The organism is Pseudoalteromonas sp. S2755, from assembly GCF_005886535.1.
Classification (GTDB): Bacteria; Pseudomonadota; Gammaproteobacteria; order Enterobacterales; family Alteromonadaceae; genus Pseudoalteromonas.
Genome location: NZ_PNDS01000113.1, coordinates 1 through 24,276, shown reverse-complemented (window position 1 = coordinate 24,276; position 24,276 = coordinate 1). Strand labels below are relative to the sequence as shown.

Sequence of the window (24,276 nt, the reverse complement as noted above, 5' to 3'; positions counted from 1 at the left end):
CCAGTTCAAGGCTTTGTTCACAAAATGGAGTTCTACCCTACCTCTTCAGCAAATCTTATATACCAAGATAACGGACAGATTTTTCCCATATGTACATTATGTTAAATTATCAGCTATTTAAAGTTTCTGCTATAAAACAACAGCTCTGTTGCAAAGTTACAAGTCATTGGGTAGCAACTCGTAGTATTGGAAGGAAGCAAGAGAAATGACTAATATTGTGATAGCTATTAGTACAAATCACATATCATATATAGTTTTTGGAAGTGTTAACTCATACAGATACTTCCAACAGGGCTCTTCCCCAATGATGGCTCAATATTGAAAAGGTTGGAGAGGTTTTTCTTCAGTACTCAAGGTGGTTCAAAGAAAATAAATTTTCTTGATTAAGCTATCTTATTGAAGCAATGAAATCTCGTCGACCAATCCAATAACACTGTGCTTATCTCCATTACCTATATCAAAATAAATAAAGTAAAAAATTCTAGGAGGTATTGCTTACTATAGTGCTACTGAGTTTGCTCTTGACCCATATCCTTTTCTTGATGTTTAACGCAACGATTTTTCCTTCATCTAGTCTTATAGTATCAAGAGGGCTCTTTGCCTAAGGTGATTATTAATATTGTTACTCGCTAAATAACTTAAACACTATTTTCATTTCCAAAATCCCCATCAACTTCGAGACTGTTAATTTCAGAAATATTTTTCCATGAACAGTTAGCACATCTAGCTTGACTCGTTCTCAACCAAGCTGTTCAGACGCTTGAAAAGATCTCTGTCTACTTTGCTCTTTGACGATCAGACCATGAATTCAGGTGTAAAAACTATATGATATTTCAATAATCAAAGCACAGGAGATATGTCTTCTATCTACTTCTGTTTTTCCGTTATTTTAGCTTCGCTGCAAATCGAGTAAGACACTGACATTAGTATTTATTCCGGCGAAGCATGAATAACAGCAAGCAATCACTGAAGTAGCTGGTGTAGTTATTATAAAGTAGTACTAGCATTGCAACTTCGAACTGTACATATGCATGTACCAAAAGAAACTTGTGCTATAACCGTCTTCGTGTTTTAGTCAGGTACGACTACAAAAGTGCGGATGTTACTCGAAGATTCATAGCCAAGAAAAAGAAGTGGTACGATTCTTCTCTTTGAAAGTGCAAAATAAAACTCAGTGTTCTACTCTATAATTTAGCCAATCCCTTTAAAGGATCCTAAATGATAGTTGCTAAGTAAGTACACACTTACTAACCATCTATCACCTTCCCTTTTCGGCCTAACTAGAATTTATTAAACCTTCATGCCTACGGAAAAGTGCTCGGTCGAAACAAAATAAGTGAACACTTACTATTGTTTTTCAACACTAAAACCTTGAACCAGAAGAAGACTCTGTCAGTATCAAAATTTGACTTTAATTTATAAAAAAGAGTATCATCACGAGGAACTTTAAGGAACACATCATACATTATTGAAAATTTATATAGAATCAATACCAAATCTAAAAATTAATCAAAAAGCTGATTAAGTAGTGTTGTCATTTTGAGTGGTTTCTAGCCACTACTTTTAAGTGACTATTGTCCGTTAAGAACTCCCTCCAAAATTTATCAATATCCAATTTTATAGGAGAAGTCCAAAAAAATTTGATATAATTTAGCCTATCTATAAGGAACACATCATACAAAGACAAGTAAAATAATCTCAACTCCGTAAAACTAATTAGCAGTTTCATCAAAATGACATAGAATCATTTTCCTATTTTAAAATTCACTAGCTGATATTTTATTTCTCAAAAAACCTAAACGCTCCGCATAAAAGATTAATTAAGTGAAGATAAATATGAGCTATCAAAATATTTTTGATATAATTTGTATACATCAGTGGGAACACATCATACTGTAAAAAATAATAATCATATGCTTCATCACTAAAATCTTCAAAAATAATTGATCAGATACCTAACTTCTCAAACTGGCATTCTAATAAGGTATCCAACTTAATTTAGCACATATAGCTCTAGTGCGAATGATATTGTTAGTTTGTTCCATTAAATACTCATAACAAAATCGCTTAGCGAGATTTCATTATTTTTGATATAATATTAAAGAGATAGCAGAACACATCATACAATGAATAAATTTAATATACGTTCAACCTTCGATATTCTTAATGAACATATTAATCAACTATGCCATGAACTAACAGAAGCTGATATCAAAAAAGCAACATTTTATGAGCTGCCTGATATAAAAAAACAAGATGAAGAAACTGCTCCAACAAATATAGCTGTTACAAAAATAGAAGGTGAAAAAGCACTCTCTAAATGTTTAGATGCTTATCGCGATCTCTATTTAAACGACCGCGAAAGCGGAAAGTTGCTGCAAAGGTTCCCAGGTCTTTTGTTAGTCAATGACCCTAAAGAAATTATCAAGTCTAGGGTTAATGCTGTCAATCTTGCCAAAGAAAATTTTAAAAATACCATTCTGGAAATTTCTAACAACGATGCTAGATTTGAAGCTGTTCATAGTGCTGTTCCTAACTTAATGACTTTGGCTGCCTATCGAAAAATACATAGCGAATCCACAGTTCCCTATTCCGTTCGATTTACCTGGATGAAAAAACATGCAACCAGAGTTTTGAGTAAAGAACTCGCTATGGAGATGTTAAATCGCTCTTCACTTTATTCAAATCCGAGGATGATAGATCAGGAAAAGTGGCAACAGCTGGTAGAACAAGAAAAATATAGAGTTTCTAGTCTATCAGAAAATGCAAAGCTCAGAATTAGAAGGCCAACCAGAGTAACCCCTGAGGTGAATGTAAGATATACAGCGCAAAATCGCTATCATGTAAGCGCCGCACTTCCATTTATACTCTTTAACCCACATCCAGACACTAAGCTTGGAGAGTTAGGTCATTTTACACAAAAAGATGATCATCCAAGAAAGCGAGAGTACAACTTTCTAGTCGATAGAATTTATTTAGAAAGGTTTGAATAATAATAAGGTAATTCCACACAGAATTTAATGATGTGACACAATTTAACATAACCCATGATAGAGGAGCATAGTCCATGCAAGTACTAACTGTACTTGTCCTAATTGTAGTATGATGTGTTCTATAGCACTTTAAAACTTATAGGCTAAGATGAAATCGTTATCTTCACAAATTAAGGACGTAATTTCCTCAGGTTAAATTTTGACTTATCATTAAGTTTTAAGCTCTGAAATAGCTTATCGTCCATGGACTGTCATCTAGTTATCACTAGTAAATCAACTGTTGTTGGATCTATTTGATTGTTCGGAATAGGAAATTTAAATTAACGATATGCTTGTTCCCTTTCCCAATAATTAGAGAATTAATTCGATCCGTTTACATAGTTTCTAGATTTATAAATCTCAGTATCTTTTCATCGCAGAAAATTTTTAAGAAGGCTTTTCGCTCTTTGAAGCTCATCTTCGTTCTGATGAATTGGGTAGTAATAAATTTTGGTCAGAAAGTATCTTTAGTAGCAAAAGAAATTAGCTTTGATACCAAAGTTCTTTATTTTGGCTAGAAATACTATCCTAGCCAAAACAGAAAATCTTATTTCTTAACGATTTCTTCTAATGTATCTTCATCAATTACTTCAACATTTTCGACGATACGTTTACCACCTTGAATTTCGATACGTTTATGGTGTTTATTGAGAGCCAATATTTCGTCACAGAACTGAGCAGAAGGGTGCATTTCGTACACATAATCAACTATTTTCCCGGACTTTTCATCTTTAACATTTGAAATATTGTATTCGGATATCGCCCCTTTCTCGATCAAATCTTTCATTGTTGTGGTCATATCACGACGAAGTGCCTTCAATTTATTCTCTGTAATTTCATCATCAGCATAAATTGAGCCGTATTTTTCCATTATTGAAATTAGCCGAAAATGATAAGTTTTACCTGGGGCTGCGTAGCGCCATAGATGATACAAACGTAGCATCATCCAACGAGATAAACCGCGTTTTAACTCCTGAGCACTGTTGAAATAATAACCTTTATACTCCAAGTTATCGATCATGTTATGAACAAATGCATTTAAACATGCAACACATTTGATGTTCCCACCCTGCCCTTTTTTACCACTAAAGTGCAGCGACGACAGAAAGTTCATGTTTGATTCGTAAAATGAATCATCAATACTAGGGTTTTTAGTATCTGTAGCCGTATATTTGAACGAAAGTTTAGAACCTTGAAGCGCTTCCAAAGATTCCTTAATTTGCGGATAAGGCATTGATTGACCAACAGCTTTTAATTCTTGAGCGAGCTCGTTCATCGAAAAAATAACTGCGTATTGAATACCGGACTTAAAATTTATTTTAACAATCTTACCTTTGGAAGCGAGACGGATCAGCGCACGCTCGACCTTTTCTTCTCGGTCAGATGGCCAAACTAAAAACTCTTCGTCATCACCATCTTTTTTAGTGCTAACAACAGCAGGCGTAATTTTTATCTCACCTTCGTATAGAATACCATCTACTTTTTCAGATATTTTTCTCGTTACTATCGTTTTTTTAGGCGCTTCTTCTAACGGTAATTTTTTATGCCCCGAACGAACAAAGCGTCCCCATAAATCGTAATGATTAAAGGTGTTAGAATAAGCTCTTAACCCATGGGCGGCATTTTCTAAAGATACTCGAACATCTTTATTATCTGTAAACAACGCCAAACTTTCGTTATCGATTGCACTCTCTACACCATGGATCTGTCCACGAAGTGAATCAGGCAAATTGTCAACAGAGATGTTCACCTTCCGGCTCATTGTTTTACTTCCAAATTTTCATGACGTCTAATAACAACATATTCGGCAGGAAAAGTTAATGATTAAAGTTGGTAAAAAAGTGATCCGAAGTGACTTTTTTTATTGGGATCATTTTTTTACTAAGTAGAGGCCATTTTCAGATCAAGTTTTTACTAACAAAGATAAAATTAACGCTGAAAAACCTTTGTTTAAGGCCTATTTAGTGGATTTACAACGGCAAACCAGATGTCCTTGTGGAAAACTTCACCGTTAATTGGTAAAGATCTGATCTATGCTAGGTAGAGATCAGATCTATACATACCTCAAAGCACTTGATCTTATATCATCTGTGCATAACTGTTTGATCTTACTTAGTAAAAAATTGATCTCCATCATCACATCTGTGAGTAATTCTGTGTATAAGCTGTTTATATATAACTTTTTGAAATTGTAGTTAGTAAAATTTCGATCTCAGAGTTATAAGGGATCTGATCTTTACCTAGTAAAAAGTAGATCTATAAAAAACAAAAATAACAATTAAAAACAGTTAGTTAGGGTATTATTTATTTACCTTAGTCTTTAATACCTATATATCTAACCATATCTAAACTTTCTTATTTATACTTAGATGTAAATCAAAATTACAAATGTCTTTGTTTTTTTGTGTTTACAGCAAAATATATGGACATTATAATAATCGTTATCAAATAAAGGATAATGTGTATGTCTATAAATAACAATGCGCTATCAACGTACCGGCTGTTGAAAGCTACGGCAGAAGTAGCTGAACAATCACTTGCTGGTCGTATTCAACATTATAGAGCTCATCTAAAAACTGAAGAGAAAGAGCTCAGAACTTACACGCAAAAAGCAGCCGCAGACCTACTTGGTGTAAATAACAGAACACTAAAAAGACGCCATGACCAAGGTGACTTTGATACCATCAATATTAAGAAAGGTGCAAACGGACATTATGCATACACATTAGCAAATATCTTTGCAATGGCAGATGTTCTGGGTGTAAATGCTGATCAACGAAAGTCTAGCGATAAATTACAAGTCATCGTGATCAATAGTTTGAAAGGTGGTTGTGGTAAAACAACAAGTTTGGTAAATATCGCAGCGGCACTAGCTACAACCAACATTAAGCGCTATCGCATCGGGATCATTGATCTTGATCCACAAGGATCATCGTCAAGCTTTTTTCCATCTAATGATCATGAACCGATCACAGTTGGCGATCTGATGAGAGATTGCATTGAATTAGATGAAGGTGAAACATGGAAAGATCTTGTCTCTAATTCATTCCAAGAAACCCACATTCCAAACATTCGTGTACTACCGTCTGGTATGGATGACTTTTACTTTGAACATGAAACGGCAACAGAGTTAAAGGAAAGTTCAAGTTACGAAAAGACACGTCATTATCATAAGCTCAAAGAGAAGGTTATAGAGCCCGTACAGGACGAGTTTGATATTATCCTAGTAGATACCGCACCCTCACTTAATTTTATGTTCTACAACGCATTGATGGCGTCTACAGCGATGTTAATACCTGTACACCCAGAGGCCGTAGATTTCGACGCTAATAATAAATACCTGAAGCGTCTTGGCGAGATATATCATACTGTTGCTGCACTTGGCCACGAAGGCTGGGACTTTATGCAATTCTTAGTCACTAACTATGTAAAAGGAAACCATTCTCAACGCGATATCGTTAAAGATGTACGTAGTGCGTTTGGCCGTCAAGTAATGAGCTATCCAATTAACCACAGCTCAGCAATTACAGCGAGCTCTTCATCGTTTAACACTATTTTTGATCAAAAGACTTCAGATAGTTTAGCAAGTCGTGAAGCATTGCTAAAAGCGCAAGAAAATATCAAAGACGTGGTTGATGAATTAGAAATGCTGATCCGTTCAAATTGGCCTTCAACACAATCTTCGCTAGCAGAATAAAAAGGTATTAATAATGGCTAGAAAACGTAAAAATGACACTCGAATAGATCCTTTTGCTACTGCGGTTGAAGGCAGTAGTCTTGACGATCTTTTAGATCAAGCTAAAGTAGGCGATGTGGTTACTATGCCTGCGCCAAGCGATCCGACAAAAACCATAGTACTAACCTGTGAAGTGGTACCGTTTAGCGAAATTGAGAGTAAAACCACAGTTTATGGGCAGAATCGCCGTGAGCAATCCTTATTAAGCGAAAAAGCGGTCGCAGATATATTACCTGCCATTAAAAAAGATAAACGTAATCTCCACCCCGCCCTATGTTGGCAACATAATGGCAAACTTCACGTTTTATCGGGTTCAAGACGACGTAAAGCCTGTATGCTTGCCGAAGCGGATTATGTGGTGTTGAGCTCGAAAGACTTTAGCGATGAAGATGCAAAAACATTAGCGGTATCTTCCGATCAATACATCGCTCCGAGCCTTTGGGAGTTAGGTAAAGCTTATTTTGACACTAAGCAAAACTTAATAGAGCAGGGCCAAAAAGGATCGTATCGAGAAATCGCAGCCGTGGAAGGCGTTTCTCATACAGCTATTGCTGATGCGTTGAAAGCTTATGAAAGCATTCCGGTCGAAGTATTGCAATTGTATCCAACGGCAAATCATTTGGGCCGTGAAGCTGCTAAAAAACTCATTACTGCAAAACAAGAACAACCTGAGCTGTTTTCAGAGCAAATTGCTGCGCTAAAAGCGCAAGACTTTATGACAGAAGAGATGTCAGATGAGAAACGCGCTGTTCAGATCACTAAATTCTTAACCACATTCGGAAGTAGCGACTCTCGCGTGGAATCCATGCTAGAGAACGACTATATTCGAGTGCAAAGAAATTTAAAAAGTGGTGATGTTACCGTAAAAATAGATAATCGAGTATTGACTGATAAACGATTGGAACAATTACAAAAGCTGCTAAGCAGTTATAATTAAAGTTCGTTCAAAAATGGCCGCGTTGGTTGAATTATCAAGCAACTCGGCGCTTTTTCTAGTCAGTTGACCTCCAACCAGTCCTTTTTTAGCGAATTTCTCGTATTTCTCTCTTTAGCTCAAATCACTAATTTCATATACTGGCTTTTTATTTTAATTTTGACGTGCACTTAATGTCTTCGCAGTTATCTAAAGAGCAACTTTTCGCCTTATTTGAAGAAATCAAACAGGAACAGGCTAATCAATTCCCTTTGTCTGAACGTTTTCTTCGTCAGTACTTCAATTCAGCTTTACTTACGAAAGCTAAGGAGTATTTACAAGACGAACAAGTCTGCTACCTCCAACACAGCGAAAACTTTGCGCAAATCGACGCGCAGGTATTGGGAAATTACGGCAATACCTTCACTCAGCACATCAAAATAAACCAATCACAGGGTATCGTTTCGGTCGAAGCAAACTGCTCTTGTTCAAATAATCCTAAATGTCGACACATTGCTGCAGTATTGCTCAAACTTAAAATCGAACATTCTGGTGGTTTTGGTGAGGCTTATTTGGTTAATGACTGGTTTAATGAACTCGGGCAGTTGCAGCAAGTAGATAAAGCAGACGCGGAAAACGTCTTGCTCTTCGTATTAGAGCCTCGGGCAAACGAAGTCCTTGTAAACCCTAAGGTATCGCCAAATCGGCCCGACGGTGTTTACCCTCTGGGTCGAGTCTTAACAGAACAGCAGCTCAATAGCCAAGTTGCGCCAGCTGGCTTACTAGAAAACGATTTCCGCTTGTTTAGCTGGATCCGCTCGCAAAACACACCAGGCCACTTTGAACTATTTGGTGCTTGGGGTTTCAATGCGCTGACACAACTGGTACATACTCATCGCTGCTTTTATCGTAACCAGCGCCAACCTTTGGAGCTTGGACACAAGCAAACGCTAGATTTTTACTGGCATCAAGAAGGCAATGAATACCAACTTAAAAGCCGCCTTGCGAATGTTGAGCATTGGCGCTTGATTAAAACAGAACCTCCTGTGTATTTAGATACAGAGAACTTGGTCGTTGGCCGAATAGAGTCAGAGCTTACCGCGCAGGAAATCGCCCACCTTCATACTATGCCTACAATAACGGCAGAGAAGCTAGAGCAGGTGATGGCGCGTTTCCAAGATATCTTTACGGACGATGTCATTGCGCCTCCTGCTGGGTTTTCGCAGTTAGCGAGTAAGCAATCTAATGTTGCCAAACTTATAAAACTAGATAGGCCAAATAAAATTCGCTTTGCAATTGAGCCGCTTGGAAAAGGCGCGACGAAAAAACAGTTAGCAAGGCTGGAGCAGGTACTCACAGGTCTCGGCTTTGTCCATGAAGGGGACGAATTTTTATTACCAACTGAAGATGGCGTTGAAGTCCATTGGTTTAACAGAGAGATCAGGCCACTTTTACAGGGTAAACGTTGGATTATTGACGAGTTGCCAAGCAATGGCCTCGTTGTTACGCCAAAAGTGCTGTTAAGCCTTAAACGAGATAAGCAACATCATGTGCTCGGTAAGGTCATGTTAGACGACAAGCCCGTTACGCTCAATTGGGATAAGCATCCGGTTCATGAGCTTAACAACCTTGCACATGAATATCGGTACGTCGAAATCGGCGAGCAGTTCTATGCCATTAGCAAATCCATATTTGATGAACTGCTGGAGCTTAAATCTCGTTTTAGTTATTACCTTTCGAGCTCACAATTTAAATTTCCGTTGTCGTATGCCAAAAAGCTGTTTGAACTGACTCATATTCATGCCGATTCAGACGATCAAAAGTTACTTGAATATCTCGCTGAGCTAGATAAACCGATAGAAAATCTTGATGTGATCCCTGCCAGCGAAGGACAGAGCTTCACCCTACGAGATTATCAAGTGCAAGGTGTTAACTGGCTTAAGTTTCTTAATCGCCATCAGTTAGGCGGCATTCTGGCCGATGATATGGGTCTTGGAAAAACGCTCCAGGTTATTGCTTACTTTATTTCTCAGCACAATACGCTTGTGACGCAACCAAGTTTAATTGTCTGTCCGACGAGTTTAGTGGGGAACTGGCGTGACGAATTTAAACGTTTCGCACCACATCTACCGCTCACCATAATTCACGGCTCGAATAGAGAGGAAGCACTTACTAACTTGTCTGGTGCACGATTTATTCTAACGACGTATCCGCTACTTAAGCGCGATGTGGCGTATTATAAGGGGCTTGATTTTGATTCCATTGTGTTGGATGAGGCGCAATATATAAAAAACGAAAGTGCACAAATATCTAAATGCGTAAAGAGCCTATCCGCCCGTTTTAAACTTTGTTTAAGTGGCACACCGGTAGAGAACAATTTACTCGAACTTAAATCGCTGCTCGATTTTGTCATGCCTGATGTGCTGGGTACTAAGCAGCAGTTTAAGCAACACTTCCAGATCCCAATTGAAAAAGAACAAGATCGCCCTAGAGCTCGAGAACTCAGATCGCTGATCGCGCCGTTTATTCTTCGTCGTACAAAAGCTGAGGTAGTGAAAGAGCTACCCAATAAGACAGAACTCATCAAAGAATTAGAGTTCTCTGATGAGCAACATAAATTATATCAAGGTGTTCAGCACCAAGTAGAAAGCAAATTGCTCAATCTATTTCAGGAGCAAGGTGTTGAAAGAAGCAAGCTGGCGTTCCTCGATGCTTTGTTAAAGTTACGTCAGATCTGCTGTCACCCACAATTGGTTGATAAATCACTGACCGACCAACATGGCGCTAAATTTGAGTGGCTTGCACAACACCTGCCAGTGCTACTCAGTGAAGGTCGTAAGATAATTATCTTCAGCCAGTTCACCAGCGTGTTAGATCTCATTGCTGAGCAGTGTCAACAGCAACAGTTGAAATACACAATGCTGACAGGGCAGACGAGGCAACGGGATAAAGCCATTGAGGCGTTTACCCAAGGCAAGTGCAATGTCTTTTTGATAAGCCTAAAAGCAGGGGGAACTGGTTTGAATTTGACACAAGCAGATACGGTTATCCATTTTGATCCTTGGTGGAATCCTGCGGTGGAAAATCAAGCGACAGATCGTGCCTATCGTATCGGACAAGATAAGCCGGTATTCGTGTACAAGCTGATTATGGCGAACTCTATCGAAGAGAAAGTGTTTAAGATGCAACGCGATAAGCAAGCCCTTGTTGACGCTCTGTTTGCTGAGTCTGGCGTTAATCTTGGTCAGTTTGATGAGTCACAGATGCTCGCGCTGATAAAAAATTAAAAAAATTTGGAACTAATCAGCAAAGGTGAAGGTCTATGATAGTGCTTGTTGTGGCATTGTTGATGCAGTGAGCATATGTTGATTTTCCCCCTTTGTTACTGATTGTAATAAGCCAGCTTAATTAAGCTGGCTTTTCTTTTGATAAAAAACATCATTCACTCCATTTTTATTCCATAATCTCACGCTTTAATAGCTATAACGGAGAAACGCCATAGACCAATTAGGATAACGTTATGCTTTGCTACGATGCGACAATTTCACACTTAAGCTTTATTGAGACGAAATCAGAATCAGACTATGATCTACTTAATGAAGTTGCGAGTTCAGACGACTTGTCTAGTATACTGACCATGTTACTGTTCGATGACACGCTTTCAGACAAGCTAAAGCGCCAAGTTAGACAACAATTGAAAAAGTTAAAAGCAAAGAGTAAATAAATCTTATGTCTACCCCATCAAGAGTTTTGCTCGTCGAAGACGACCAAGATATTGCAGAGCAGGTGCTGTTGTTTTTTAGAGCATCCGGCTTTGAAATGTTTCATATTGCAGACGGTGCCGAAGTTGTACCTTGGGTAAAGGTAAACCAACCAGATGCAATCTTGATGGATATTATGTTGCCGAACCAAGATGGCGTAGAGTGTATGCGTCAAATTCGAGAGTTTTCTGAAGTACCTATTGTGATGCTGACTGCCAAAGTGGCAGAAGCTGACCGTTTAAAGGGCTTAGAAGTCGGCGCAGATGACTATGTATGTAAACCTTTTAGTGCTGCTGAATTAGTGATGCGCATGAAAGCGATCTTACGCCGTTGTGTAAACTCCAATGCGTATCAAAAGCCTATCGAAGTAAATCGCGAAGAATTAACGGTTAAACTGAATGGCAGTACATTAGGCTTAACCAAAGTTGAATTTGATGTTTTTGCACTTTTATATGACGCACCAAATCGTGTCTTTTCAAGACAGCAAATTCTTGATTATATTCAACCGGATAACTTTGATATTTCGGATCGCGTAATCGACAGCCACATTAAAAATATCAGAAAGAAAATCAAAGGATTAGATTTATCTCCAAAAATTGTAGAGTCGGTATATGGCGCCGGATATCGCTACAATGGTCAACAGATCACTGAATGACTAAGTGATTGAAATTTATATCTAAGGTATTATCAAAGTAGAAGAACCGATGAGATCTCAATATGCTTTGGTCAATGCTCTCCAATACGCCTGCATGGTTTAGTCTTGCGCTATTCGCAGGTGGTGCGGCTACCCTACTCCCCGTTGTTTGGGTCATGCGCAGTACTTTCAAAAATCAACTCAATACTCAACTCGCCTCCGAGCAAGCGCTTAGGTCGCAACTAAGTCAAGCCGAGCAACTCGCTGAGCAATTAAGAGCGCAGCAACTACAAAGTCATGGCCAACAGCAGCAATTGCAAGCAAGGTTAGCTGAGCGTCAACGGCAAGCCGCTGAATATCAGCAGCTGTGGCAGCGAGAGCTCGATGCTAAGGAAGAAATTCAAGTGCATGCTCATGAGTTAGAAGTTGAAATGGCCAATCTGCAAACCTTGCTGGAGCAAAAGCAACTGAGCTTCGAGCAACAGCTCGCGCAGCTTGAACAAGCGAAAGTCCAGCTTAAAGAAGAGTTTCACAATCTCGCGAATCAAATATTTGATGAGAAAAGCGAGCGCTTTAGTCACCAAAGTAAAGAAAAAATCCAGCAGTTGTTGCAGCCAGTACAAGGTGAATTAAAGGGCTTTAGAGATAAAATGGAAGCCATTCATAGTGAAGAGCTGAAGCAACGGGCGTCATTGAAAACTGAATTGCTGCACCTACAAGCCAACAATAAAGCCATGACTGAGCAAGCGGATCGTTTGACCACTGCGTTACAAGGACAAAAGAAAGCACAAGGTAACTGGGGCGAACTCATGCTTGAAAATGTGCTAGATAGCGCTGGACTACGTCCAGGGTACGACTATCAGCGAGAAGTAAACTTTAATACTGACGAAGGCAAGTTTCGCCCTGATGTCGTGGTTTACTTACCGCAATCTCGTCATTTGGTAATTGACGCAAAAACTTCATTGAATGCCTATACACGGTATATTAATGCCACAACCGATAGTGAAGCGAATCAAGCCATTGTGGCACACACCGAAGCCATCACTGCACGGATCAAAGAGTTGGGTAGTAAATCTTATGAGCGCTTACCTGGTCTTAACTCCCCAGAGGTGGTCATCATGTTTATCCCTGTGGAGTCTGCATTTGTTGAGGCGGTTAAGCATAAGCCAACGCTTTATCAGGACGCTTTACAAAACAATGTATTGGTGGCAACGCCAACAACGCTTTTAACCAGTCTTAATATCGTTAAACAGTTATGGCGTTTTGAAGAGCAAAGCAAGCACACCAGAGAGCTGGCGCTTCGAGCTGAGAAGTTTTATAACAAGCTCAATAGCTTCCTACATAGTATGGAAGGGGTGGGTAAACAGCTTGATAAAGCAAAAGAGAGCTACGAGCGCGCGTTTTCTCAGTTGTATATGGGTAAAGGCAACTTAATTAAGCAAGCCTCTGAATTTAAAGAGCTAGGTGTTGCTGTAGTCAAAGAGCTACCCGAAGAACTCGAAGAAAAAGCCAAACTTGAGCTCGAGCCGGTAAGTCAGCTTGGCAATCACGACAGCGCGAAATAACCTTTGAAATCCAAAAATCAAAAAAAGGCCCAGCGGGCCTTTGAACGAAAGATAAAAGAATTTAACTTGAAATAGTTAAGGTGCTTTGCACTTAGCATAGTCACTGTGGCGTGGCGTATCCGAGTACAAGTGCATATAAAGCGCAAACTGGCTGACATCACGCCAAACATTGCTATTGGCCGGTGGACATAGTGATTGCTCGATATAACCCTTAAGTGCCTGTCCCGTTAATGCAAGTTTAGTAGGGATACGGATAAACACATTGATGTCATCTTTACTGGTTTTTAAATGTGAGAACTGCCAGCTTCCAACCATATACTGTTTGGTAAAGTAGCGATTGATACGCATTTGGGATTCTTTACTAAGCTGCTGAGTGGGTGCCTCAGGCGTTTCGGTGATAAATGCCCATGCACTGACCAGTGAAATCATAGTGGCTAGTACAAAAGTCCAAATCACAGCAGGTGATAGTTTATTTTTTGGTTTTATTTGAAGTTGCTGCTGGTTCGCTCTAGATTCAACAATTTTCAACCATTCAGCATGTTTTAGCGTCCGTTGTGTCATTGGTACTCTCCGTTTCTGCATGCTGATATTTAAGCGCTTCAATGTGGAGTAAAAATGGAGTGGGTAAACATCAGACCAGTGCCCCTTATGAGGTATAAGGTAGATCAAAAAATTCTTTATTATCGACGAAAGAATAATTCTAAAATCCGCGTCTTTTCTTAAGGTAGTGACTTAATTTTAGGCTGGTATTGAATTAGTAAGTACCAACATTTTGGTCGTAAGTCGAATGGGTATCGTATCGCATTTTGTGTTATTTACTTAGGTATCCTATTCAGTCTTGATTTATCTTCATATTGACTAAATTAAGTAATAATCGGTCTTGTAGAGACTCTGCGTTCAACATATTCACGGGACAAACTATGCAATTTATTAATAACAAGCTGGAAAACGCTGTTCGCAAGCCAATCTCGTTGGCTGTCGGTGCTGCGCTTCTTTCAACTATTTCAATTCATGCGCAAGCAGAAAGTAACAACTCTGAAGCCAAAGAAAGTATTGAAGTCATCGAAATCACAGGTACGCGAAGAAGCCTTCGTAGTGTTGCCGAGAGCACAGTACCGGTAGATGTCATTTCCTTGGATGATATGCAAAGTACAGGTCAGCTGGAGCTAAGCCAAGTACTAACAACTCTAGTGCCTAGTTTTAACTTCCCAAATTCAACGCTGGCGGATGGCACGGATCACGCCCGTCCGGCAGTACTTAGAGGTTTAGCACCGGATCACACCTTAGTGCTGGTAAATGGTAAGCGTCGTCATGCCGGCGCATTATTGAATTTAAATGGTACCGTTGGTCGTGGTTCAACGGCGGTTGATTTAAATACCATTCCAGCTGCCGCGATTAAGCGTATCGAAGTACTGCGTGATGGCGCTGCTGCTCAATATGGCTCAGATGCTATTGCTGGCGTTATTAATATTGTGCTTAAAGATGCAGAAGAAGGCGGCAGTATTAGTGTGACCTATGGTGAGCACGATACACAGATGGCAGGTGTCCCTGACTTATTACAAACCCGTGCAAACGCTGCGGGCGATTTAGACTTTGTATTAGGAGATGACCGCAAGCGTAATGATGGTGGTACTACAACAATTGGTGCCAACGTTGGTTTTGCTTTAGGTAATGATGGTTTTATTAATCTGTCTGCCGAATATAGAGATAAAAAACCAACTAATCGTTCAGGCTTCGATCCAAGAGAGCAATATGCTCGTGATGAAAATGGTCAACTTGACTCAAGAGAGTTTTCATTCGATCGCTACAACCACCGTTTTGGTAAAGCCGAAGTGGAAGACTTTGCACTATTTTACAATGCGGGTTACAACCTAGATGCTGAAACCGAGCTTTATTCATTTGGTAGCTACTCGACACGTGAAGGTAACTCCGGTGGTTTCTATCGTCGCGCAAATGACAGCCGCAACTTAACTGCGGTATACCCAGATGGGTTCTTGCCTCAAATCGTCAGCGATGTAGATGATTACTCTTTTGCGGTTGGTGTAAAAGGCACTCAAGGTGAGTGGGATTACGATATCAGTACAAACTATGGTGTGAATGACTTCGCTTTGGGTGTCGTAAATAGTTTGAATACTTCGATGGGGGTAACAAGCCCGACTGAGTTTAATAACGGCGCTTTAGTCTATTCACAGTGGCTCGTGAATGCTGATGCTAAAACGGCATTGGATTTAGGCTTACCGGATGACGTATTTTTCACTATTGGTGCAGAATATCGCCGCGAAACTTATGAAATTGAAGTCGGTGAAGAAGCGTCTTACCTCACCGTGCTTGATGCAGAAGGCAATCCCGTTGCGGCTGGTGGTGCGCAAGTACTCGCTGGTTTCTCACCAGCAAGTGCTGTCGATGAATCTCGTCATAACATCGCTTTATTCGCAGAGTTTGATACCTACTTAACGCAGGACTGGAATGTCGTCTTGGCGGGTCGCTTTGAAGATTACAGTGATTTTGGCAGCACCTTCACCAGTAAACTGGCATCGCGCTATGTGGTGTCGGATAACTTTTCACTACGTGGTGCAGTAAGTACAGGTTTTAGAGCGCCTTCATTGGCTCAAACGTCCTATAAATCAATTGCTACGGTATTTGAAAATGGCGTACCGAGTGAAGTTGGTCACTTCCCTGTTGATACGCCTGCTGCAAAAGCGCTGGGTGCTCGAGAGCTTGAGCCGGAAGAGTCGGTCAATGTGACGGCAGGTTTTGTTTTCACATTGGATGCGTTCTCATTTACCGTGGATGCTTATCGCATTGACATCGACGATCGCATCGTCCTTTCTGAGAACTTGGGTGGTCCTGAGGTCATTAATATTTTGCAGCAAGCGGGTGAGCTCAATACGCAAAGTGTAAGGTACTTCACGAATGCTATCGACTCGCGTACTCAAGGTGTGGATATCGTAGCAACGTACAGTTTTGATCTTGCCGACTACGGTGATCTGCGTTTAAGTGCTGCGTTAAACATCAATGACACTGAAGTGACGCATGTAAAAGCAAACCCTGCTGAGCTTGAAGCCCTTGGTGACAGCTATGAGTACTTTGCTCGTCGTGAAATTGCACGATTTGAAGATGGAACACCAAAAGACAAGTGGAACTTAGCTGCAATTTGGCAATTTGGTGATTGGCAGACGACATTACGTGCCACACGTTATGGTGAAACGGTAGATTCTTCGAGCGCAGTAGAAGGCGATGAAGTATTAGACGCTAAATGGATCACTGATCTAGAAGTGGCTTATAACCTAGGTGACCACTGGAAGTTTGCAGTAGGCGCTAACAATCTATTTGATCAATATCCACAAGATACTGTTAGTAATATTGGTTATACAACGTTTAATCAGATCTTCCCGTACTCTGCGTTTTCGGCATATAACACCGATGGTCGTTTCGTGTATGGCAATATCAGCTATCGTTTCTAAAGACAAAAGGCCAAGCAGATGCTTGGCCTTTTATACTTTATGCTGATACATTTACCGCGTGAGGTAAGTTTATCTGAATACACAAACCGCCATACTTCCCTGACTTCACTGTGATTTTTCCATTCATCGCTTCAATCAAGCTCTTACAAATAGATAAACCAAGACCTGAGCCTCCTGTTGCACGGCTTCTCGATGCTTCGACACGATACAGACGTTCAAACAGTTTGTTTTGCTCGGCCTCTGATACGCCTGGTGAGCTATCATCTACTTGTAGAAATAGTCCTTGCTTATTGACTACAGCTTTAAACCTGACCTTGCCGGGTTTATCTGTGTATAAACATGCATTTTTAGCAAGGTTATCGATAACCCTATCTAGCTTTGGTTTATCAATGTAAATACTCATATCATCGACGTGAATGTCGGCGATAAATTGCAGCTGATTACTTGTTACTAATCTTTCAATATCGTACACATAGCTCTGGATAACCGTTTTCGCGCCATGTTGCTGAGGATGGATGACAAGTGCATCGTGATCTGCTTGAGACAATTGATATACGTTTGAGATTAATTCATTTAGCTGATTTATCTTGTTGTTGATCTTGGCATATGCAATTGTGCTGTCATCAATAAGATTGTGTTCCATCGCTTCTATATGGAGTTTTAATACACTAAGTGGCGTACGTAACTCGTGGGAAATATCGGCCAGCATTTTATCTTTATGTTCAATATTCAATTGATACATTTTTGCTTTTAGCGCCGCATTTCTATGTTTGACGACAAAAAACCCGACTAGAAATAATCCAGCTAAAAAGGTTGAGATTGCAGTGATCACCCACATTTGTGTGGATAGCTTGGCATTTTGTAAGTTAACCTCGGTTATGGCTTGTGCAGAGCGTGCTTGCTCCAGTTGTTGAGATTGAATAAGCGCGTCAATACTGGCTTTATAGGTACTCACTTGTTTTTCTAGTAATGCTTCATGAAGTCGAGTCTGCAGCTCTGAAGTCGACTTCATAAACTGATAGGCTTGGGTGTATTCATTATGTGCAGCAAGCGCTATTGCTTTAAGGCGGTGATACTTTTCGAGCAGCACCTCTGCCGTTTCAATTTCAGTTAGGGCGTCCAGCTTGGTGAGGAGTGTTTTTGCTTTGGCTAATTCTCTGCGTTTTAGCCTTACTTCTAACTCCGTCAGGTAGGCGTAAAATTGTTGCAGTGTTGAACTGGTTTGAGTGGCATATTCAATGCCTGCTAGTGCATCCGCCAGGGCATTGTCTAAGTCTGCCCTGGCTATATGGATCAATGCGGAGTTACGATATGCCCTTGCGAGTGAAACCCTAGCATTAAGCTCTTTTAGAAACTCAATGGCCTCTTTTGTTTGCGCCAATGCTTCGTCCGTTTTACCATTTTTAAACTTTAGCTCTCCCAAGCGAAGGGCTGTGCCAGCGACGTTGCGTAATTCTTTTGAAGCTTTATCTGCAACGAGAGCTTGTTGGAAGAAATACTCAGCATTCTCCTTATCTCCCATACGCACAGAAATATCACCAAGATTATAAAAATTAGCCCCTTGTTTTTCGTACTGTTCAGTTCCTTTTAGCAATTCATAGGCTTTTAAGTGATATTGCATAGATTGCGCAAGCAGATTTCTATGGTCGGCAACAACGCCTAGATTATTATAGGTTTGCGCCACTAAATTTGACTTGTTCATCGCTTCGGCTGAAGAAAGTGCTTTTAAGTAAAAAGACTCGGCCTGCTCAAGCTGGCTTAAGTGACGATAGTTAATGCCTATCTCTCTGTATACATCATACTTGCGCGCTTCGGTAAGGAAAAATTGCTTTTCGATATAGCTAAGTGTAGATATAGATTTCTCGTATAAGTCTTGCTTTCGATAAATCATGGCCTGCAAATAAATCGCTTGATATCGCGTTTCTTCTTCTTCACTGACGCTGGCCGTTTCAATTTTAACTAAGGCTTCGGTGTATTTTCCTGCCTTTTCTAAATCTTCTATTTCCTTGATAACTGTATTCCCTGCCTGGCAATGCATCGCTGTAAGCAGTGCTACTGCTTTTATTAAGTTCTTAATGGGGGTCATGTATCAACTTCAATGTACTGTAATCAGTTTTATAGTTTGACATGGAAAAGTGGGGTAAATATGGAAAGTGTAAAGGGGGTTTACAGCAGAATGGAGTGCTTATAAATCTGAGGTTAGTCATATTTTGGTTTTTAGTCAAAATAAACTCAGAACAAAATTTTACTAAGTAAGTTAGTAAAAATGTGACCTGTCGCTGGTTTAGTTAGTAAAATTTTGGTTTGTGACAGTGAAAAAAGTCACAAATGCGCTCTTTTTTGTCTGGATCTTAGATCTTTACTGTAAAGATCGGGATCGTTAGGTGTTGAGTTAATAAAACTCTGATCTCAAATAGGTCTAGGTTAGTAAAAACATGATCTGAATAGCTGGAGTTGGTAAATACGTGATCTCAGTTACCAGTGGCTAGTAAAAATCTGATCCACAATAGATAAAAGGGCCTGACGGCCCTTGCTGATTAAGGAACTATATAAGTGTAAGTCGATATTTAGCTAGAGTGTTTAGAACTGGTTCATGGTGTTGGCTTCACCGCCTGCTTTGAGAGCATTCTCACCAGAGAAATACTCTTTGTGGGTGTCACCGATATTAGATCCAGCCAAATCTTGGTGTTTAACTGATGCTTGCTCGCGACGGATTTCTTGTCGTTGCACATCGCGTACATAGGCAAGCATACCCGCGTCACCAAAATAGCCTTCAGCCAGAATATCTGTGCTGAGCGCTGCTGTATGATAAGTTGGCAGTGTAATTAGGTGGTGGAAAATACCCGCTTCTCTTGCCGAATCACGCTGGAAGTTTTGCACCAGTAGATCGGCTTCTGTTGCCAATTCGGTTGCGTCTAACTCTGGCGCCATCAATACTTTTGCATCCGAGCTTGGATTTGGGTATGCCGATAAGTCTTTACCTTGCTCCTGCCATTGTTGGTATACCTGTTCACGGAATTTTAATGTCCAGTTGAACGATGGTGAGTTGTTGTACACAAGCTTAGCGTTGGGCACTTGTTCGCGAACTCGGTTAACCAGCTCGGCAATTTGCTCGATATTTGGCTTTTCGGTTTCAATCCACAATAGATCTGCACCTGATTGAAGACTGGTTACACAGTCTAGTACCACACGGTCTTTTTCTGTGCCTGCTCTGAATTGATAGAGGCCGTTATCCAAGCGAACTGGTTTCTGTAATTCGCCATCCAGCTTAATTGCCATTTCACCTTCTTGTAAATCAGCGGCTGAGGTCACAGGCGTGGTGTCTAAGTAGCTGGTGTATTGACTCGCAAGGTCACCAGCTGCTTTTGATACTGGTACCTTTTGCGTCAAGCTAGCACCCAATGAGTCGGTACGAGCAACGATCACGCCATCTTCAACACCAAGCTCAAGGAAGGCGTATCGCACAGCGTTAATTTTAGCTAAAAAGTCCTCATGGGGTACCGTTACTTTACCTGCTTGGTGGCCACACTGTTTTGCATCCGATACTTGGTTTTCGATTTGAATAGCACAAGCGCCCGCTTCAATCATTTGTTTAGCTAAAAGGTAGGTCGCCTCTTCGTTACCAAAACCGGCATCAATATCAGCAATGATAGGCACTACATGGGTTTCGAAGTTATCTATTTTGTTAAGGATCGCTGTTGTATCTTGGCCTTTTGCTCTTGCTGCATCAAGATCTTTGTAGAGATGATCTAGCTCTCGTGCATCGGCTTGCTTGAGGAAGGTGTAGATCTCTTCAATCAAAGCTGGAACCGCTGTTTTTTCATGCATACTTTGGTCAGGTAGTGGGCCAAACTCTGAGCGTAGCGCTGCAACCATCCAGCCACTTAGGTATACATAAGAGCGCTTTGTGGTTTTATTGTGGCGTTTTACGGCCATCATCATTTGTTGCGCGGTAAAACCGTGCCAACAACCAAGCGATTGCGTGTATTGGCTGCTATCTGCGTCGTACGCTGCCATGTCTTCACGCATCACTTTTGCCGTGTATTTTGCAATGTCCAAACCGGTTTTAAAACGGTTTTGTAGGTGCATACGGCTGGCATACTCAGGACTGATAGACTGCCAAGTTTTTCCTTGGCTTTGGCATAGGCTAGAGAAATGATCTAACTGAGTTTGATACTGAGACATAATTAGCTTCCTTTGAACGGGTACTATAAATCAAATTAAATTCTGGTTGTTTGTTACACGAAACCGACCGGTGTGAGAGTGGTTGGCTGCGGGCTTAATTAAACACTAGGCCGATAAATTAGATTTTTTAAATTTATAGTTGTTATTGCGAGTATATTTTTTGTGAATGGGAAAAGGGGTTCGTTTTTCCAAAAATTGTTTTATGTTTGACCTATCCCGTTCAAAAAATGTTAATCAAGGACTCTCCATGAGCAAGTATGTCACTCATTCAGGCTTCCAAATTGCGACTCCACTGGCGCACTTTGTTGAGCAATCTTTACTTCCCGGTACGGGGATCGCGGTCAATCAGTTTTGGCAAGGCGTAGCGGATATTTTTTCGGAACTTGAGAAGCAAAACCAAGCGTTACTCAACAAACGCGATACCCTGCAACAGCAAATTGACGATTACCACCTCTCTCATCCTGATTGGCAATCTGCAGAATATCGGACATTTCTTGAATCTATCGGTTATTTGCAGCCTGAACCTGAAGATTTTACCATCGAAACTGAGCATGTAGAGCCTGAAATCGCGAGCGCAGCTGGACCTCAGTTAGTGGTGCCTGTCAGTAACGCAAGGTTTGCGCTCAATGCGGCGAATGCGCGTTGGGGCTCCTTGTATGATGCGCTCTATGGAACGGATGTCCTTGGTGAAGAGGATGGTGCTGAGCGTACTCAAGCCTATAATCCGAATCGCGGATTTAAAGTCATGGCTTATGCTAGGCAATTTCTCGATAAAGCGCTGCCGCTGGCAGAAGGCTCTCACATAGAAAGTACGAACTACGCGATTCTAGATGGCAATTTGGTGATTACACTCAACGACAGCACCCAAGTTGCAATGCAAAAGCCTGATCAGCTAGTGGGTTATCAGGGGGAGGCACAAAATCCAAGTGCGATATTGTTGCGCCACCATGATCTGCATATTGAGATCCAAATCGATCCGCACCATCCGATCGGACAGGCAGATAAAGCCGGGATCAAAGATGTCGTCCTTGAGGCTGCACTTACGACGATCATGGATTGTGAAGACTCAGTTGCGGCGGTAGATGCACAAGACAAAGTATTGGTATATCAAAATTGGTTGGGCTTGATGAAAGGGAGCTTGAGCGAGACCTTCGAAAAGTCAGGACAATCGCTGACTCGGACGCTAAATGCCGACCGAAGCTATGTAAATACACAAGGCCAGCGTATGACACTAAAAGGTCGTTCTATGATGTTTGTGCGCAATGTTGGCCACCTAATGACAACACCAGCGATACTGGATGCAGAAGGAAACGAGCAGTTCGAAGGGATCTTAGATGCCATCATGACAAGCACGGCTGCGCTGCATGATTTGCAGGGAAATAGTCCGTTTAAAAACTCGACGGCAGCAAGTATCAATATCGTGAAGCCAAAGATGCACGGGCCTGAAGAGGTCGCTTTCACTGATACCCTATTTAGTCGAGTTGAAGCGCTGCTCTCGCTACCCAAAAATACCATTAAAATGGGGATTATGGATGAAGAGCGCCGTACTTCGGTAAACTTAAAAGCGTGTATTGCTGCCGCTAAGCAGCGTGTAGTATTTATCAATACTGGCTTTTTGGATAGAACAGGCGATGAAATTCATACCTCAATGCTGGCGGGCCCTGTATTGCCCAAAGTGGCAATTAAAGGACAGTCTTGGATAGCGGCCTATGAAGATCAAAATGTGGATATTGGCCTTAAAACCGGTTTTAGGAAAAAGGCACAAATAGGCAAAGGAATGTGGCCAATGCCAGATAAAATGGCGCTGATGATGGAGCAAAAGCAAGGCCATCCGGAGTCAGGTGCTAATACCGCCTGGGTGCCCTCCCCTACTGCAGCAACGCTTCATGCGATGCACTATCACTATGTGGATGTGTTTGCACGCCAACTTGAGATAAAAACACGTCAGCAAGCATCGCTCGATAACTTACTCACGCCCCCGTTGATGTTAGAAAACGATTTATCTGCAGAGGATATCCAAGCCGAATTAGACAATAACGCGCAGGGTATTTTGGGCTATGTGGTGCGTTGGATAGATCAAGGCGTGGGCTGTTCCAAAGTACCAGATATCAATCACATTGGATTAATGGAAGACAGAGCAACGCTTAGGATTTCAAGCCAACATATCGCTAACTGGTTATATCATGGTATTTGTAGCGAAGAGCAAGTAGAAAAAACCTTTAGACGTATGGCGGCTGTAGTAGATGGTCAAAACGAAGGTGACAGCCTCTACCAACCAATGCTCAATGACCATAAACCGCTTAGTGAAAACCTCGCCTATAAAGCTGCGTTATCTTTGGTATTTGAAGGCCGAGTTCAACCCAATGGTTACACCGAGCCGCTGCTTCATGCCTATCGACAAGCCTATAAGCAGCAGGCTAATTAGTCCCTTTTCATTTCGATGTCACTCAAATCAAGGCTGGTCAATCCAGCCTTTTTGGTTTTTCTGCTTGTGTCGAGGTAAACCTCGACCTACGTTGGGTTCGTAGGTCGTGATTTATCACGACGAGATCTTTTGCTGTGCATTGTTTAGGTGCTTGTCGAGATATGTGTCGAGGAAAACCTCAACCTACGTCGGAACCGTAAATCGTGATTTATCACGACAAGCCTATATTTATATCTTTCAGTACATTAACCCCATTATGGTCACAATATATCAATTACAGAACTAGCTGATATCGCTCTACTTACGCAAAGAACCTTACAGCGACGTTTTGCTAAGGTGCTCGGACTCAATCCAAATCAATATCTGCAACGGTTTCGGGTGCAGAAAATGTGTGATTTATTAGAAAGCACGAGTAAGCCATTTGATTGGATTGCGTACCAGGTTGGATACGAGGATACGACAGCCTGCCGCAAGGTGTTTAATAAGTGTATGGGCTTAACACCAAGCGAGTTTCGAAAACGTTTCTAGTTAACCTGAACCCGGGATAACAACTTGTTCTCT

General features: G+C 41.0%; 14 protein-coding genes. 10 read left to right on the top strand and 4 right to left on the bottom strand.

What is annotated here, in order from left to right:
• Positions 1-2,126 precede the first annotated feature (2,126 nt).
• Positions 2,127-2,993, top strand: coding sequence for a DNA replication terminus site-binding protein (locus CWC03_RS17335; protein WP_138582948.1), 867 nt, complete (start codon positions 2,127-2,129; stop codon positions 2,991-2,993).
• A 586-nt stretch (positions 2,994-3,579) separates the two neighbouring features.
• On the opposite strand, the gene CWC03_RS17330 is transcribed toward CWC03_RS17335, so the two are convergent.
• The gene (locus CWC03_RS17330) at positions 3,580-4,794 is read right to left on the bottom strand and encodes a replication protein A (protein WP_138582947.1); all 1,215 of its coding nucleotides are present in this window, start codon (positions 4,792-4,794) and stop codon (positions 3,580-3,582) included.
• A gap of 702 nt (positions 4,795-5,496) precedes the next feature.
• Between CWC03_RS17330 and CWC03_RS17325 the strand changes: the two genes are divergently transcribed.
• From CWC03_RS17325 to CWC03_RS17300, 6 genes are all read left to right on the top strand, one after another.
• A complete protein-coding gene (locus CWC03_RS17325; protein WP_017216876.1) occupies positions 5,497-6,729 on the top strand; it encodes an AAA family ATPase in 1,233 nt (410 codons plus the stop codon).
• 13 nt (positions 6,730-6,742) lie between these two features.
• Positions 6,743-7,705, top strand: coding sequence for a ParB N-terminal domain-containing protein (locus CWC03_RS17320; protein ID WP_138582946.1), 963 nt, complete (start codon positions 6,743-6,745; stop codon positions 7,703-7,705).
• A 170-nt stretch (positions 7,706-7,875) separates the two neighbouring features.
• A complete protein-coding gene (locus CWC03_RS17315) occupies positions 7,876-10,968 on the top strand; it encodes a DEAD/DEAH box helicase (RefSeq protein ID WP_138582945.1) in 3,093 nt (1,030 codons plus the stop codon).
• 233 nt (positions 10,969-11,201) lie between these two features.
• The gene (locus CWC03_RS17310; protein WP_095727698.1) at positions 11,202-11,405 is read left to right on the top strand and encodes a hypothetical protein; all 204 of its coding nucleotides are present in this window, start codon (positions 11,202-11,204) and stop codon (positions 11,403-11,405) included.
• A 5-nt stretch (positions 11,406-11,410) separates the two neighbouring features.
• The gene (locus tag CWC03_RS17305; RefSeq protein WP_138582944.1) at positions 11,411-12,097 is read left to right on the top strand and encodes a response regulator; all 687 of its coding nucleotides are present in this window, start codon (positions 11,411-11,413) and stop codon (positions 12,095-12,097) included.
• A gap of 62 nt (positions 12,098-12,159) precedes the next feature.
• Positions 12,160-13,641 carry a DNA recombination protein RmuC gene (locus CWC03_RS17300; protein WP_138582943.1) on the top strand — a complete coding sequence of 494 codons (1,482 nt, stop codon included), beginning with the start codon at positions 12,160-12,162 and terminating at the stop codon, positions 13,639-13,641.
• A 75-nt stretch (positions 13,642-13,716) separates the two neighbouring features.
• Here the strand turns inward: CWC03_RS17300 and CWC03_RS17295 are convergent, their stop codons facing one another.
• Positions 13,717-14,202, bottom strand: a complete 486-nt coding sequence (locus CWC03_RS17295; RefSeq protein ID WP_138582942.1) for a hypothetical protein — start codon at positions 14,200-14,202, stop codon at positions 13,717-13,719.
• A 359-nt stretch (positions 14,203-14,561) separates the two neighbouring features.
• On the opposite strand from CWC03_RS17295, the gene CWC03_RS17290 reads away from it, so the two are divergent.
• On the top strand, positions 14,562-17,105 hold the full coding sequence (locus CWC03_RS17290; RefSeq protein ID WP_138582941.1) for a TonB-dependent receptor plug domain-containing protein: 2,544 nt from the start codon (positions 14,562-14,564) through the stop codon (positions 17,103-17,105).
• A gap of 37 nt (positions 17,106-17,142) precedes the next feature.
• Here CWC03_RS17290 and CWC03_RS17285 read toward each other — a convergent pair whose 3' ends face one another.
• On the bottom strand, positions 17,143-19,191 hold the full coding sequence (locus tag CWC03_RS17285) for an ATP-binding protein (protein WP_138582940.1): 2,049 nt from the start codon (positions 19,189-19,191) through the stop codon (positions 17,143-17,145).
• Between the two features lie 494 nt (positions 19,192-19,685).
• A complete protein-coding gene (locus CWC03_RS17280) occupies positions 19,686-21,290 on the bottom strand; it encodes an isocitrate lyase (RefSeq protein ID WP_138582939.1) in 1,605 nt (534 codons plus the stop codon).
• A 247-nt stretch (positions 21,291-21,537) separates the two neighbouring features.
• On the opposite strand from CWC03_RS17280, the gene CWC03_RS17275 reads away from it, so the two are divergent.
• Complete coding sequence (locus CWC03_RS17275) at positions 21,538-23,715, top strand: malate synthase G (protein ID WP_138582938.1); 2,178 nt, start codon at positions 21,538-21,540, stop codon at positions 23,713-23,715.
• Positions 23,716-23,982: 267 nt separating this feature from the next.
• Positions 23,983-24,243: a helix-turn-helix domain-containing protein gene (locus CWC03_RS17270; RefSeq protein WP_138582954.1), complete on the top strand. Its 261-nt coding sequence runs from the start codon at positions 23,983-23,985 to the stop codon at positions 24,241-24,243.
• Positions 24,244-24,276: the final 33 nt, after the last annotated feature.

Excerpts from the sequence above, each read along its gene's own strand:
- CWC03_RS17320 (WP_138582946.1), top strand. The coding sequence starts at position 6,743 with ATGGCTAGAAAACGTAAAAATGACACTCGAATAGATCCTTTTGCTACT.
- CWC03_RS17280 (WP_138582939.1), bottom strand. The coding sequence starts at position 21,290 with ATGTCTCAGTATCAAACTCAGTTAGATCATTTCTCTAGCCTATGCCAA.
- CWC03_RS17330 (WP_138582947.1), bottom strand. The coding sequence starts at position 4,794 with ATGAGCCGGAAGGTGAACATCTCTGTTGACAATTTGCCTGATTCACTT.
- CWC03_RS17305 (WP_138582944.1), top strand. The coding sequence starts at position 11,411 with ATGTCTACCCCATCAAGAGTTTTGCTCGTCGAAGACGACCAAGATATT.
- CWC03_RS17315 (WP_138582945.1), top strand. The coding sequence starts at position 7,876 with ATGTCTTCGCAGTTATCTAAAGAGCAACTTTTCGCCTTATTTGAAGAA.
- CWC03_RS17310 (WP_095727698.1), top strand. The coding sequence starts at position 11,202 with ATGCTTTGCTACGATGCGACAATTTCACACTTAAGCTTTATTGAGACG.
- CWC03_RS17290 (WP_138582941.1), top strand. The coding sequence starts at position 14,562 with ATGCAATTTATTAATAACAAGCTGGAAAACGCTGTTCGCAAGCCAATC.
- CWC03_RS17275 (WP_138582938.1), top strand. The coding sequence starts at position 21,538 with ATGAGCAAGTATGTCACTCATTCAGGCTTCCAAATTGCGACTCCACTG.
- CWC03_RS17325 (WP_017216876.1), top strand. The coding sequence starts at position 5,497 with ATGTCTATAAATAACAATGCGCTATCAACGTACCGGCTGTTGAAAGCT.
- CWC03_RS17295 (WP_138582942.1), bottom strand. The coding sequence starts at position 14,202 with ATGACACAACGGACGCTAAAACATGCTGAATGGTTGAAAATTGTTGAA.
- CWC03_RS17335 (WP_138582948.1), top strand. The coding sequence starts at position 2,127 with ATGAATAAATTTAATATACGTTCAACCTTCGATATTCTTAATGAACAT.
- CWC03_RS17285 (WP_138582940.1), bottom strand. The coding sequence starts at position 19,191 with ATGACCCCCATTAAGAACTTAATAAAAGCAGTAGCACTGCTTACAGCG.
- CWC03_RS17300 (WP_138582943.1), top strand. The coding sequence starts at position 12,160 with ATGCTTTGGTCAATGCTCTCCAATACGCCTGCATGGTTTAGTCTTGCG.